Source organism: bacterium (Candidatus Blackallbacteria) CG13_big_fil_rev_8_21_14_2_50_49_14 (assembly GCA_002783405.1).
In the GTDB taxonomy this organism is placed as follows: Bacteria; Cyanobacteriota; Sericytochromatia; order UBA7694; family UBA7694.
In genome coordinates, this window is record PFGG01000036.1 from 1 (window position 1) to 13,020 (window position 13,020).

The window sequence follows — 13,020 nt, forward strand, 5'->3', positions numbered from 1 at the left end:
CGAACACGTAAAACAAAAAATTGCGACCCTACTGCATTAGGCACCAGCAACCCAAAGCAGGTTGCCTTTAGAGAGTGGCCTCGCTCAGCCCAGAGCTGAGTACCGTTCTTCAATCAAAAAGCCGAATCAAAAATTGATTCGGCTTTGAGTCTATGTATGCTTCGCTTATTTAAGCAGTTCGGAAACCGATTCACGTTGGTTGATTCTAAAAATAACATCGGCAAAGAGTTTGGCCACTGAGACTTCTTCATACCAATCGTATTTTTCAACAAAGGCTTCACCATGAAAGACGGCATCGGTTCCGATCACTTTGCGGATATAACCCTCACGCACTGCTGCATCCAATTTTTCGACCGCAGCACCATTAAAATAGGGGAGGCTACAGGCCAAATAAATATCCCGCGCCCCATTTTCTTTTAAGAGTTTGGTCGCAGAAACAATCGTTCCCCCTGTGGCAATCATATCGTCAATGATCAGCACATTGCGGTCTTCAACGCTGCCAATCAGCCTTACATTTTCAATGCTGCTGGGGCGTGAATAATCGCGTTGCTTATCCACAATCGCCAAATCAGTACCCAATTGCAGAGAATAGTGGCGGGCACGTTGCACGCTGCCCACATCCGGGGCCACCAGCGTCAGATCAGTTAAATCATAATACTGCTTGATATGTTTGGTAATCGGGCCAGAGGCATGAATATTTTCAAAATGGGCAGAGCGGAAAAAACCTTCAACCGGCTCAGCGTGAATGTCCAGCGTGATCACACGATCTGCGCCTGAAGCTTCAAGAAACATGGCGATTTGGCGAGCCGTAATCGATTCACGCTCTTTTTTACGTTCCTGGCGTGAATAGGGATACTGAGGAATCACCACAGTAATCGTTTGTGCATCGGCGTTATAAGCTGCATCAATCGCAGTGCACAAAGCCATCAGATTGTCATTCAGGGTGCGTCGGTTTTCACCGTTTTCAGCCCCCCGAACCAAAGGGTCATCCATACATTGCACAATATAGACATCATCGCCGCGAATATTTTCAGTAATCACGGTTTTGACTTCATTGTTTGAAAAGAAAATTTCTTTGGAGGAACGGCGACAGGTATCTTCCCAACGCTGGGCCCCATATTGATCATCCAAGAGATGATTGAGATGCGCCACCAGGCGCTGTGCAAAGGCATTGCCCGAAGCACAGGCCAAAATACTCAAGCGTCCACGTGAACGCCGATTTTTTTTGCGGGCCCCATGGCCCCCCCGTTGATGATCGGGATCTAACCTCAATTGACCAGTACTCATAAAAATTCCCCCCCATACTTTTCGGTTCGGCCGGGCCCTTCTCAAAGGCAATGCGTGTCCGGGCCAGACCTGAAAAATGTACTCACACTATAGCATATCCCCTTTCAGGGTAAAGAGATTTTAAGAACTCTGTCTAATCTTTCAAAGGAGTGTAAAATAGTAGACATCGAACAGAGCAAGACAACAAGGAACAATGATGTGAAAGAGCGGAAAATCGGCCCAGCAGTCGTTCGACTTCTGCAAGGAGATATTACCGCCTGTGAGGTAGACGCCTTGATCAATGTCACAGGCAAAACCTTAATGGCCTCAGATACGTCCCGTGAATTCAGAGAGTCACACAGCAAGGATCTTGAAAAAACACTTTTTCTGGGTGAAAACCGGGAAAAGGCAGTGGTGATGACCACCTGTCCAGAATTGCGCGCACGGGCAGTCTTGAATACCCTCAGTGTTGAAACCACTTCAACCAATGGAGCAAAAAAAATACGCAAAACCATGCGTTCCATTTTGGAAGAAGCCCAGGAGCAAGCGCTTGAAAGTCTTGCCATTCCAGCGATTGGCACGGGCTTTGGAAAATTTCCACTTGAGAAATCAGCTGAAATACTACTCGAGGAACTGGCGCGCAGTATCAGCCAAGAAGATAACCATCTGCGTAAAGTTATCTTTGTTTTAGACAACCAGAAATCATATAAAGTATTCGAGCAAGTGCTCGAGCAGTTTGACTATTCGGAGTATTTTTAAATGTCTGACCCTATTAAGCTCTACCATGGGCACTATTTCGACCGCCAAGGCCTGAAATATCATTATCTCGATCAGGGTCAGGGCGACCCAGTGGTGATGGTACATGGCAATCCCACCTGGTCTGTGTATTATCGCAATCTGGTAACAGCATTGCAGGGGCAATACCGTTGTATTGTGCCGGATCATATCGGTTGCGGCTTTTCAGACAAGCCCGATGACAGTCAATATCAATATACCCTGGGCAGCCGAATTGACGATTTGGAGGCTCTGCTCAATCATTTGGGCATAGATCGCAAAGTCACCCTGGTGGTGCATGACTGGGGCGGATTGATCGGCTTGGGCTGGGCCCTGCGCCACCTTGAAGCCGTCGAGCGCATCATTGTTTTCAATACTGCAGCTTTTCATTTGCCTCAAACGAAAAAACAGATCCCCTGGCCTTTGGCTTTGGGCCGCCATACCCAATTGGGCAGCTGGCTGATTCAAAACCTGAATGCTTTCAGTGTCACGGCCTCCTGGGTGGGCTGTACAGAGCACCCCATGTCTGCCAAATTGCGCAAACTCTACCAAAGCCCCTATAATACCCCCGAAAATCGGATTGCCACCCTGCGTTTTGTGCAGGATATTCCCTTGAAACCCGGCGATCCAGCCTATGAGCTGGTTTCTGAAGTGGGAAACCAGCTTGAAAAATTTGCCCACCTGCCGATTCTGATCTGTTGGGGACTCAAGGATTTTGTCTTTGACAATGATTATCTCAAAATTTTCGAACAGAAATGGCCCCAGGCTGAGGTTCATCGCTTTGCACAAGCCGGCCATTATGTGCTTGAAGATGCCCAAACAGAGATTATTCCCCTGGTCGAGACGTTTATGCAGGTGGAAAACCCCCCCCCGATTTTAAAATGAGCACGCTTTCAAGAGCCCCCGCCAATATTGCTGCAGCCTTGTATGAATCCGCCCGACTTCAGCCGGAGGCCACTGCGATTGTATTGGCCCAAGGCCCAAATGCTGCTAAACAGCTCAAATCTGAGACTGTATCAAGCGAACAGGCCGCTCTTGCAGCCCCAATCACCTATGTGCATCACCGTTTTTCTGAACTGCTGGCTGAAAGCGAGTTTTTAGCTGCCGGGCTTGAAAAAGCAGGCATCCGGCGGGGCATGCGAACCGTGCTGATGGTGCCCCCCAGCCTAGAGTTTTTCGCCTTGATGTATGCCATGCTCAAAAGTGGAGTTGTACCTGTATTAATTGATCCAGGCATGGGTTTGAAAAATCTCAAAACCTGTCTGGAAGAAGCTCAACCCGAAGCTTTTATTGGCGTGCCCAAGGCCCATCTGGCCCGTAAACTCTTGGGCTGGGCCAAAGACTCGCTGAAAATTAAAATCACAGTGGGGGGCAGCCTGCTCTGGGAAGGCCACAGTTTGAAAAAATTGAGAGCATGGGGCCAAAACAATCCCCAAGAAGGCCTGGCTTCGACCCGCCCCGAAGAACTGGCTGCGATTCTGTTTACCAGTGGCAGCACGGGGGTGCCCAAAGGGGTGGTGTATAGCCATGGCAATTTCCTGGCTCAAATCGAGCGGATTCGCGAAACCTATGCTGTGGAGCCAGGTGAAGTGGATCTTGCCACCTTTCCGCCCTTCGCCTTATTCGATCCTGCTTTGGGCATGACCTCTGTGATTCCGCTGATGGATCCCACCAAACCTGCGCTGGTCAATCCTGCCGCCATTTTTGATGCAATTGAACGCTATCAGGTAACGCATATGTTTGGTTCTCCAGCCCTGCTCAACCGCATCAGCCGTGCCGGAGAGGCCCAAGCTGTGCATCTGCCCAGCCTGCGCCGCATTCTCTCTGCGGGGGCTCCTGTACCCTGGCAGACCCTGGAGCGCATGAAAAAACTGCTGCCCCCAGAAGCTGAAATTTATACGCCCTATGGCGCAACTGAATGTCTGCCCGTCGCCAGCATTGGCGCCAGCGAAATTTTAACTGAAACCCAGGCCAAAACCCGCGAGGGAGCTGGGGTATGTATAGGCAAACCCGTTGCGGGAGTCGAGGTGGTCATTCTTCCGATTGACGATCAACCGATCTCTGACTGGGAAAGTTGTATGCCCTTGCCCCAGGGAGCATTGGGCGAAATTGTCGTCAAAGGCGCAAATGTCACCAGCGCCTATTTTAACCGTGAGAGCTCCACACAACTTGCAAAGATACAAGAAAGCAATGGCAGCATTCGCCACCGCATGGGGGATTTGGGCTATTTTGACAGCCAGGGCCGACTCTGGTTCTGTGGCCGCAAAAGCCACCGGGTGGAAAGTACCGAAGGCCCCCTCTATACCATTCCCTGTGAAGCGATTTTCAATACCCACCCTGCCGTCTACCGTTCTGCTTTGGTGGGCGTAGGCGAGGCGGGTCAAGCCTTGCCGGTGGTTTGCGTTGAGCTGGAGAAAGACTTCAAGGGGTCGGCTCAGCAGGTGATTCTGGAACTTCAGGATTTGGCACAAAGCCAGCCCCATACCCAAAAAATTCGTCATTTTCTGATTCACCCGGCCCTGCCGGTGGATATTCGCCACAACTCCAAAATATTTCGTGAAAAATTGGCTCCCTGGGCCGCAAAGGAATTGCAATGAAGGTATTTGTCACAGGCGGCGGTGGCTTTTTAGGCCAGGCCATCGTACGTCAATTGCTTGAAAAAAATCATCAAGTGGTCAGCTATTCACGGGGAAATTATCCCGATCTCGATGCACTGGGGGTTGAACACCGCCAGGGAGATTTGGAGGCACCCAATCGGCTGGTTGCGGCCATGAAAGACTGTGAAGCGGTGATTCATGTGGCAGCCAAGGCGGGGGTCTGGGGATCCTATGCGGATTTTCACAGTGCCAATGTGAAGGGCACCGAAAATGTCATCTCTGCCTGTCAACAATCTGGAATTGAAAAATTGGTCTATACCAGTTCTCCCTCAGTGGTGCATGATGGCAAAGGATTGGATGGCGTCGATGAAAGTACGCCTTATCCCTCCCATTTTGAAGCCTATTATCCGCAAACCAAGGCCCTTGCCGAAAAAATGGTCTTAAAAGCCAATGGCCCCCAGCTTGCAACCGTGGCCTTGCGCCCCCATATTATTTGGGGCCCAGGGGATCCGCATTTTGTGCCCCGCCTGGTGGAAAGAGCCAAAGCCGGGCGTCTGAGACTGGTGGGAGACAGTGATCCCAAAGTGGACACGGTCTATGTTGAAAATGCAGCAGAAGCACATCTCTTGGCCCTGGAAAAACTCAGCCCAGGTGCCCTGATTGCAGGCAAAGCCTATTTCATTACCCAAGACCAGCCCGAAACTGTTGCCAGCTTTATCAACAGAATTCTGGCGGCAGCCGGTCTGCCCCCGGTTCAAAAACGCATTCCTGCCCATTTGGCCTGGGTGCTCGGAGCGGGTCTGGAATCTGTCTTTCGGGCCTTTCACTTACCCGGAGAACCACCCATGACCCGCTTCATGGCCAAACAACTCTCTACCCCCCACTGGTTTGATATCACAGCGGCCCGCCAGGAGCTGGGCTACCATCCCCGCATTACAACCGATCAGGGCATGGCGGCTCTGAAAGCCTGGATGGACACTTCTTCTTCCTGAGCGGGGGTTTTCCGCAATTGAATTTAGCGGTATCATGAAATTCAGCCTGATTTCAAAGAAAAGAGCGTTTTTTGCATGAGCACACCGCAAGACTGGATTCAACGACGTGAAACTGTAATGCCCCGAGGGGTCGGCCAGATTTTGAACGGTTCGACCGTCGCTTCGGCCCAAGGCGCACAGATCATTACTGCAGAGGGCCGCAAACTAATAGATTTCACCAGCGGGATTGGCGTCACCAATACCGGCCACTGCCCCCCTGAAGTGGTTGCCGCGATCCAAAAACAGGCTGAAAATCTGATGCATGCCTGTATCCATGTCGCGACCTATGAGCCCTATCTCAATCTCTGTGAGCGTTTGGCAGCAAAGTTTCCCCATGGCGAGGCCACCAAAGTATTTCTCACCAATACGGGTGCAGAAGCCGTTGAAAATGCAGTTAAAATTGCCCGCCAGGCCACAGGACGCCCTGGAATTATCGCCTTTAGCGAAGGTTTTCATGGCCGCACCCTGATGGCCCTGACCCTGACTTCTAAAGTGGGTTATAAACTGGGGTGTGGTCCCTTTGCCCCCGAAGTGTATCGTCTGCCCTACCCCAATTATTTCAAATACAATGACGGTCTCAGTTCCACGGCCTTTGTTGAAAGAGAACTGAATCGTTTTCGTCAGGCCCTGGTCGCGATGGTGGCCCCCGATCAAGTGGCCGCAGTGATCATCGAACCGATTCAGGGAGAGGGCGGCTTTGTTCCCGCCCCGACTGAATATTTGCAAGGGCTGCGTGAGATTTGCGATCAGCATGGCATTCTGCTGATCTTTGATGAAGTACAGAGTGGCTTTGGACGGGCCGGAGACTGGTCTGCCCATGCTATTTCTGGGGTTACTCCGGACCTCTCTACCTGGGCCAAGGCCATGGGTGGAGGTTTGCCAATTGCCTGTGTGATTGGCAAGGCAAAGGTCATGGATGCCTGTCTGCCCGGCACCCTGGGCGGTACCTATGGCGGCAATCCGATTGCCTGCGCTGCCTCTCTGGCCGTGATCGATTTGATGGAACGCGACCAATTGCCTGAAAGAGCCGCCCGACTGGGGGAAACTATCCGGACCCGCTTCTTGAGTATTCAGGAGAAATCTACGCTGGTGGCTGATGTACGCGGACGGGGCATGATGCAGGCCCTTGAATTCTGCTATGATCGCAATCCTCTGCGCCCCGCAGGCGAGGTGGTCAAAAAAATCATGGCAGACTGCCATGATTCAGGTTTATTGGTAATTTCAGCGGGATCTGAGGGCAATGTGATTCGCACCCTGCCCCCGCTGACGATTTCAGAGGCAGATTTAAACACAGCCCTGGATATTCTCGAAAGGGAAATTCTCAAACACAGCCCAGACTGAGAGTATTGCTGAGACCCTCTGTTTCAAAAAAATACATCTGAGGTGCTGAATATGTTGAATTTCCAATCGCTTTCAAGCCCAAACTCTATCAAAACAGCTTTGGCAGGGAGCTTGCTCTGTCTGGGTCTGCTCCAGGCTTGCCAACCCGAGCAAAGCAAAGCTACGCCCAAAGAGAACAGCAAACAAAGCGAAGTTCAATCTCAGGATCAGGAACAGACACCTGTCGATGTGGTGATTGTCGGAGGAGGCCTTTCGGGCCTGAGTACCGCCTATCACTTAAAAAAAGCGGGGCTCAGTTATCGGATTTTAGAGCGCGAACCCCGTGTCGGGGGGCGCGTGCGCACGGGCAAGTACCCTGAAAAAGTATTTGCTGAAGTGGGCCTGGCTGAATTTTGGGATGGCAACCCAGCCCTGGAGATTGCCAAAGAGCTGAAAGTGCCCATGGAAAGAGTCGATACCGGGTTTTCAAGTTTTATCCATGAGGGCAAAATTCTGCCTTTTCAAGGGGCCAGCAACCATGATTTTGTCGCCTCGCTGCTCAAACCCGAGGAGTTGAAACGCTGGGATAGCTGGGATGCCCGAATGGAAACCTGGATTCATCAGATTGAAGCTGGGGAGATCAGCCCGGAATTGATGAAGCTTAAAGAAATTTCCTTTGCTGCGTGGCTCAAGCAAGAAAAGCTCCCTCCCCTGGGTGAAAAGCTGATTCACGCCGTGTTGGCCCCAGAAGTGGGCACCCCTCTGGAGCGCATCAGCGCCTTGGATGGCATTGCCGAATGGCATCTTTTTGCAGGTAAGGGCGCGCAACCCAATCACGTGGTCGGGGGCAACCAAAACCTGACAGAAGCGATAGCAAAAGACATAGGCGTTGAACATATCGCCCTGAATACCCAGGTCACCAATCTAATCGACACAGAAGAAGGGGTCGAAGTGCGGGCCGTCGATACCTCCAATTTTCAGAACAAAAGCTTCAAAGCCCGCTATGCGGTTATGGCGATTCCGCTCTATCGCCTGTTTGAACTACAGTTTAAACCCCGCTTGAATGATCGGGTTTATCAGGCAGTGCACAGCCAAATGTGGGGTTCTTACTTCACAGCCCATGTGCTTTTAGACAAAGCTGCTGAGAAATACTGGACTCTAAAGGGCGAAAATGCTTTGCCGCTGCTGACAGGGGGACCTTTGGGCGTGATTTATCCAGGCATGGGTACTGGCGATGGCCAACATGCATTGGTCAATTTGCTGGTCACTGGCGATTTTGCAGAAGCTGACAATGCCCGCACGGGTTCTTTGGATGATGTCCAAAAAAACCTGGAAAAAGCCTTCGAAGAGACCTTCCCAGGTATCAGCCCGCTGATCAAGAAATGGACTTTTTTCCGCTACCACCCCCGTGCAATTGCTTCCTGGCCCGTGGGGCGCTCACGCTTTGATGAACTTTCTAATGGCCTGCGCAAAGCCCATGGTCACGTTTATTTTGGCGGTGACTTTACCGAAAGCTCACATTCCGACGGCGCCGTCAAAGCCGCTCTGCGCGTCAGTGCGCAAATTATAAAGGACAAAAAAAAATAGCACCTTGAAAACCAACGATTATATTCAGGCGGCGATTCCCCTCTTTTTTGTGCTGATTTTTCTAGAAGCCCTTTTTTCAAATTGGGCGAAAAAAAACTGGTTTAACCTGCATGATTCACTCAATAATCTGGCCTGTGGGGCCTTGGACCAAATCCTTGAAGTTTTTTATAAATCTGCACTTTTTGGCGTCTATCTCTGGCTCTATAGCTACCGCCTGACCAGCTTGAGCGAAACTGCTCTCTGGGTTTGGCTGCTGTGTTTTTTGGGAGTAGATTTTGGCTATTATTGGTTTCACCGCTGCAGTCACCGGGTTTGGCTGGTTTGGGCAGGCCACGGCCCCCACCATCAAAGTGAGGAATACAATCTGACCGTCGCCCTGCGTCAGGGCATGCTGGAACGCAGTTTTTCCTGGGTATTTACCCTGCCACTTGCCCTTTTGGGTTTTTCACCTGTGGTCTATCTGACCTGCAGCCAGTTTCAGATCATTTATCAGTTTTTTATACATACCCGGGCGATTAAAACGCTGGGGCCCTTGGAATGGGTCATGAATACGCCTTCGCATCACCGCGTGCACCATGGTAAAAACCCCGAATATATTGACCGCAATTATGGTGGCGTCTTGATCATCTGGGATCGGCTTTTTGGCAGTTTTGAACCCGAACGGAAAGAAGCGGTCTATGGCACGGTCAAAGCCCTTAAAAGCTGGAATCCGCTTTGGGCCCATGCTGTATTTTTTGCTGAAATGGCCCAGGCCATGAGATCTTTGCCCTGGCATCAGAAGCTGCAGGTGCTCTGGCGACCGCCGGGGTGGAATCCCCAGCAGGCAGAACCCGAGATCCCCCCTGTGGAGGCACAAAGTTATCTCAAATACAAGACGCCCTTGGATTGGGGAATCAATCTTTGGTTGCTGCTGCAATTTGGGATCTGCCTGGGGCTGAGTACGCTCTTTCTTGAACAGGCCCCCCAGTGGGAAATGCTGCAAGGTATCGGAGCCGGTTTGAGCCTGATGCTGGGCTTTACAGCCGTGGGGGCTTTGAATGAAAACAAAGCCTGGCTCACTCCCTTTGAAACGGTGCGCATCCTGCTCAGCCTGGGTGTCATGATTCTCCTGCCCTTTCCGCTGCTGCTAAAAGAAGGCTTGAGTTTGTGGCTCTTGCTCAGCGCAGCGCTGAATCTGGGTCTTTTGCAAACCCCTCAGTTTTCAAAACAGAACCCTGCGCAAGACCCTCAATCTGCGGGATAATACAATATAAAAATGATCGAGGTTCTCCTATGCTCTATGAATCCCTCAAAAAAGACATGCTCAGTGCACGCAAAAACAAAGAGTCCGAAAAGGTCGTCTGGTTTTCATCCCTGATCGGTGAACTGCAACGCACCGGCGCCAAAGAGTTTGAAGACGCCCAGGTGATTACCCTGATTAAAAAGAATATTGAATCCCTCAAAGAAAATCTCAAGGGGGGCTCAGGTCATGAAGCAATTCAACGTGAAATTGAATTTCTCAGTGCCTATCTGCCCCAACAGATGAGCGAAGCCGAACTGAAAGCTGCTGTTGAGGCTTTGGTCGCCGGAGGGGCCACCCAGATGAAAGCCGTCATGATGGGTCTGCAAAGCCAATACGGGGGGCGCTATGATGGCAAAGTGGCTTCAGGCATAGTAAAAGAAGCGTTGAGCAAACTGGCTTAAATACCCACTAAAATCTAAATTACATCGCAAGTACAGCTCTTTGATAAGCTGTACTTGTCATTTTTTGGGCCAGCAGAAATTGAGGAAATAATTATGACAATTTTTCTACATTTTCACACAATCCTCAAATATTACAAAAATATGTTAAATATCAAATTATTTCGTAATATTTTATCGACAAGCGATTTTTTCATCATTAAACTTATAATTAAAAGTTTTCAGTTTGGGTTATGAGGGGTTTGAAGTCCTCACGCAAAGAATTCAATCCAAGCCAAGCGCTTTAAGAGAGGTCAAGTGAGATGGGTGAAGAAACAATCTATCGCGTTAAAAATGATTCTCAGGATATGCTTGAGGCCGGTCAAAAAGCCAGGCAGAGTTTTAAGTATTTTTGGCGAGAACTCACCTGGGAGAATCGCAGAATCATTCCTTCACTCGATTTAGCTGTGGTTAAGTTTCCTTTTGAAACAGCCAGAAAGCCCAATACTCCGGCTTATGAGCACATGTGGATAGATGATATTTCATTTGACGGAGAAACGATTTCGGGAACCTTGGTCAACCAGCCCCGTTGGGTTAAGCATCTGGAAGCAGGAGCTCTCGTTTCTGTTCCGCTGGCTGAAATTTCTGATTGGATGTTTGCCCATGATGGCAAAGTTTATGGTGGGTACAGTGTAAATTTGATGCGCTCAAAAATGGAACCTGCGCAACGTCAGCAGCATGATGAGGCCTGGGGCTTTGATTTTGGCGATCCAGACCTGATTGAAATCACTCCCTATACAGATGAAAATCTGAAAGCAAGTTGTGTAACATCAAGTGAAGATTCAAAATTGGGTTCTCAACTGGATTTGGAATTGCCAGAACACCCCATGAGTATCAATATGGCTCAGGAATTTGAAGCGCTCTTGAATGAGTCACCCGATATCCTGGGTGAAAAAGATTTTGAAGGCTGGACCCTCTTACACCGTGAAGTTCTGGCAGGCAATGTTCTACTTGTCGAAAGTTTACTCAAAAATGGAGCCAACCCCTACGAACAGAATGACAAGGGTGAGAATGCCTTCGATTTGGCTCAAAAAATGGGTTGGACTAAAATCCAGGCTGCACTTCTGGCATACAAAAGGTCTTAAACACACAGTTCAAGCTTTCTTGACTTTTTTCAAACAGCAAATCCTTTTGAGGTCACCATGATTGAAAACTGCACACTTTATCTAAGCAAAAAAAATCCTCCGCTCAAAAAAATTCTTCCAGATTGCAAATCGGATGGAGGCCTGCTTCGCAAAGCGAATTGGTATGAATACGTACTGGAAGGGAAGCGTGCCAAATTAAACCTGATGCCAGAATCAGATCTAGAAAACCATCTTGAGGGACTTCTTGGATATGTTTTTCATCTACTGGATTCTGAGCAAGCAAAAGCAGAGGCCCTTGAACGAATCAATAAAATCAAAGCTGTTCTGGGTGTCACTCTGGAAGATCCCATTTCGGCAGACTCCCCCTTGTTTCACTCTTTCTTTTATCTGATTCAAGTCTTTGATGGATTTATGTTTATCAACGGCAGTATCGTTCTGCCTGATGGAAACTTTTGGATAGATCCCCATTCCGAAAATGAAGCACAAACCGAGTTCAACGATAGTCTTTCACCTGACGATTTCCGGCATCAAGGAGAAAGCGCAGAGATTTCCCCTCAACTCCTGGCAATGCGTGAACGACATTATTTTGAATTGGCCCAGCGAGGTTTTCACTGCGCGCGCTGGTTACCCCTGGAAACCAGTTCTGACAAAGAACTAAGACCTTTGAACGAAATTCTGGGTCGTGTCAATGCCCTGAATATCCTCTTTCACTGGGTTGTGTTTACACAAATTGAGGACAAAATTCTAAAAGATTTTATCGAAAGAAATCAGCTTCTGCAATATTTTACAGCTTCAGAGCAAGAGATTTTAAGTCTTTCTCGAACAGAGGCACAGGAAACACATCTCAATACGATTGGCTGGAAACTTGAAAATATGTGGGCGCTTTCTTGGGTTCTGGGCTTTGAACCAGCCCCCCCTTTTTATCTGGGTCAAATGCAAAATGAGCACTCACGCCCCATGTTGCTTGAGTTTCTACCCAATTTTTACGGAAGCAGTGAGATTCCCGAAACACACTTCAAACCCCGTAGTTTGGCAGAAATATTTGAATTTGAAGATCTCTATTATTGCGCACACAATGCAGTTCGCAGCGCTCAAATGGGCAAACCCTCTGTCCCCAAAGGGTTTCATCCGATCATAGATGGTGGCGCCATCTCAGAACGTCGCCAGGCTTTGACCTGGTGTCTCTCTCCAGGTATTGAGTGGGATGCCACAGATTTGAGTACCTGAAATGATCTCAAAACAGATTTTACATTATTTTTTTTCATATCACTCCAAAATCTACAGAAAGGAAAATCATGGATTTATATACAAAATGGGCAATTAAAATTGCCATTGGCCTGATTACAGGTTATTTTGCGACCCGAAAAAACAGAAGTTTTACGTTCTGGGCATGTATGGGTACAGCAGGAGGAATTGCCTTGGTTGTTTTGGCCTTTCTACCTCACCTCTGCAAACGCTGTCAACAAAAAGTGACTGCTGAAGAAGCCAAATTAGATGATTGTTGGAATTGTATGACAGTCCAAGCAGACTCATCCCCGCATGAAACATCTGACAACATCCAATCAAATGATACGGTCAGGACGTAAAGGATTTAGCAAATATGAAGGCAAAGCGCACTCAGAGAATAAAAATATTAAAAAT

12 protein-coding genes are annotated in these 13,020 nt (G+C 49.0%); 11 read left to right on the forward strand and 1 reads right to left on the reverse strand.

Annotation, left to right across the window (positions count from 1 at the left end; translation table 11 throughout):
- Positions 1-165 precede the first annotated feature (165 nt).
- The gene (locus tag COW20_08225) at positions 166-1,287 is read right to left on the reverse strand and encodes a phosphoribosylpyrophosphate synthetase (protein ID PIW48725.1); all 1,122 of its coding nucleotides are present in this window, start codon (positions 1,285-1,287) and stop codon (positions 166-168) included.
- A 198-nt stretch (positions 1,288-1,485) separates the two neighbouring features.
- Between COW20_08225 and COW20_08230 the strand changes: the two genes are divergently transcribed.
- From COW20_08230 to COW20_08280, 11 genes are all read left to right on the forward strand, one after another.
- Positions 1,486-2,025 carry a hypothetical protein gene (locus COW20_08230; GenBank protein ID PIW48726.1) on the forward strand — a complete coding sequence of 180 codons (540 nt, stop codon included), beginning with the start codon at positions 1,486-1,488 and terminating at the stop codon, positions 2,023-2,025.
- Positions 2,026-2,925 (forward strand): alpha/beta hydrolase, encoded by a 900-nt coding sequence (locus COW20_08235; GenBank protein ID PIW48727.1) that lies wholly within the window; start codon positions 2,026-2,028, stop codon positions 2,923-2,925.
- The gene (locus tag COW20_08240; GenBank protein PIW48728.1) at positions 2,922-4,637 is read left to right on the forward strand and encodes a peptide synthase; all 1,716 of its coding nucleotides are present in this window, start codon (positions 2,922-2,924) and stop codon (positions 4,635-4,637) included. The genes COW20_08235 and COW20_08240 overlap by 4 nt, the downstream gene beginning before the upstream one ends.
- Positions 4,634-5,629, forward strand: coding sequence for a 3-beta hydroxysteroid dehydrogenase (locus COW20_08245; GenBank protein ID PIW48729.1), 996 nt, complete (start codon positions 4,634-4,636; stop codon positions 5,627-5,629). The genes COW20_08240 and COW20_08245 overlap by 4 nt, the downstream gene beginning before the upstream one ends.
- Positions 5,630-5,704: 75 nt before the next feature.
- Positions 5,705-7,009, forward strand: a complete 1,305-nt coding sequence (locus COW20_08250) for a 4-aminobutyrate--2-oxoglutarate transaminase (protein ID PIW48730.1) — start codon at positions 5,705-5,707, stop codon at positions 7,007-7,009.
- A gap of 51 nt (positions 7,010-7,060) precedes the next feature.
- On the forward strand, positions 7,061-8,575 hold the full coding sequence (locus COW20_08255; GenBank protein PIW48731.1) for a hypothetical protein: 1,515 nt from the start codon (positions 7,061-7,063) through the stop codon (positions 8,573-8,575).
- Between the two features lie 4 nt (positions 8,576-8,579).
- A complete protein-coding gene (locus tag COW20_08260) occupies positions 8,580-9,818 on the forward strand; it encodes a sterol desaturase family protein (protein ID PIW48732.1) in 1,239 nt (412 codons plus the stop codon).
- 29 nt (positions 9,819-9,847) lie between these two features.
- A complete protein-coding gene (locus tag COW20_08265) occupies positions 9,848-10,258 on the forward strand; it encodes a hypothetical protein (protein PIW48733.1) in 411 nt (136 codons plus the stop codon).
- A 299-nt stretch (positions 10,259-10,557) separates the two neighbouring features.
- Complete coding sequence (locus COW20_08270; GenBank protein ID PIW48734.1) at positions 10,558-11,379, forward strand: hypothetical protein; 822 nt, start codon at positions 10,558-10,560, stop codon at positions 11,377-11,379.
- 57 nt (positions 11,380-11,436) lie between these two features.
- Positions 11,437-12,606 carry a hypothetical protein gene (locus COW20_08275; GenBank protein ID PIW48735.1) on the forward strand — a complete coding sequence of 390 codons (1,170 nt, stop codon included), beginning with the start codon at positions 11,437-11,439 and terminating at the stop codon, positions 12,604-12,606.
- Positions 12,607-12,674: 68 nt separating this feature from the next.
- Positions 12,675-12,965, forward strand: a complete 291-nt coding sequence (locus COW20_08280; protein PIW48736.1) for a hypothetical protein — start codon at positions 12,675-12,677, stop codon at positions 12,963-12,965.
- The last annotated feature ends 55 nt before the right edge of the window (positions 12,966-13,020 follow it).

Coding starts and splice junctions, on each gene's coding strand:
- COW20_08280 (PIW48736.1), top strand. CDS start 12,675: ATGGATTTATATACAAAATGGGCAATTAAAATTGCCATTGGCCTGATT.
- COW20_08270 (PIW48734.1), top strand. CDS start 10,558: ATGGGTGAAGAAACAATCTATCGCGTTAAAAATGATTCTCAGGATATG.
- COW20_08240 (PIW48728.1), top strand. CDS start 2,922: ATGAGCACGCTTTCAAGAGCCCCCGCCAATATTGCTGCAGCCTTGTAT.
- COW20_08250 (PIW48730.1), top strand. CDS start 5,705: ATGAGCACACCGCAAGACTGGATTCAACGACGTGAAACTGTAATGCCC.
- COW20_08225 (PIW48725.1), bottom strand. CDS start 1,287: ATGAGTACTGGTCAATTGAGGTTAGATCCCGATCATCAACGGGGGGGC.
- COW20_08255 (PIW48731.1), top strand. CDS start 7,061: ATGTTGAATTTCCAATCGCTTTCAAGCCCAAACTCTATCAAAACAGCT.
- COW20_08235 (PIW48727.1), top strand. CDS start 2,026: ATGTCTGACCCTATTAAGCTCTACCATGGGCACTATTTCGACCGCCAA.
- COW20_08245 (PIW48729.1), top strand. CDS start 4,634: ATGAAGGTATTTGTCACAGGCGGCGGTGGCTTTTTAGGCCAGGCCATC.
- COW20_08275 (PIW48735.1), top strand. CDS start 11,437: ATGATTGAAAACTGCACACTTTATCTAAGCAAAAAAAATCCTCCGCTC.
- COW20_08265 (PIW48733.1), top strand. CDS start 9,848: ATGCTCTATGAATCCCTCAAAAAAGACATGCTCAGTGCACGCAAAAAC.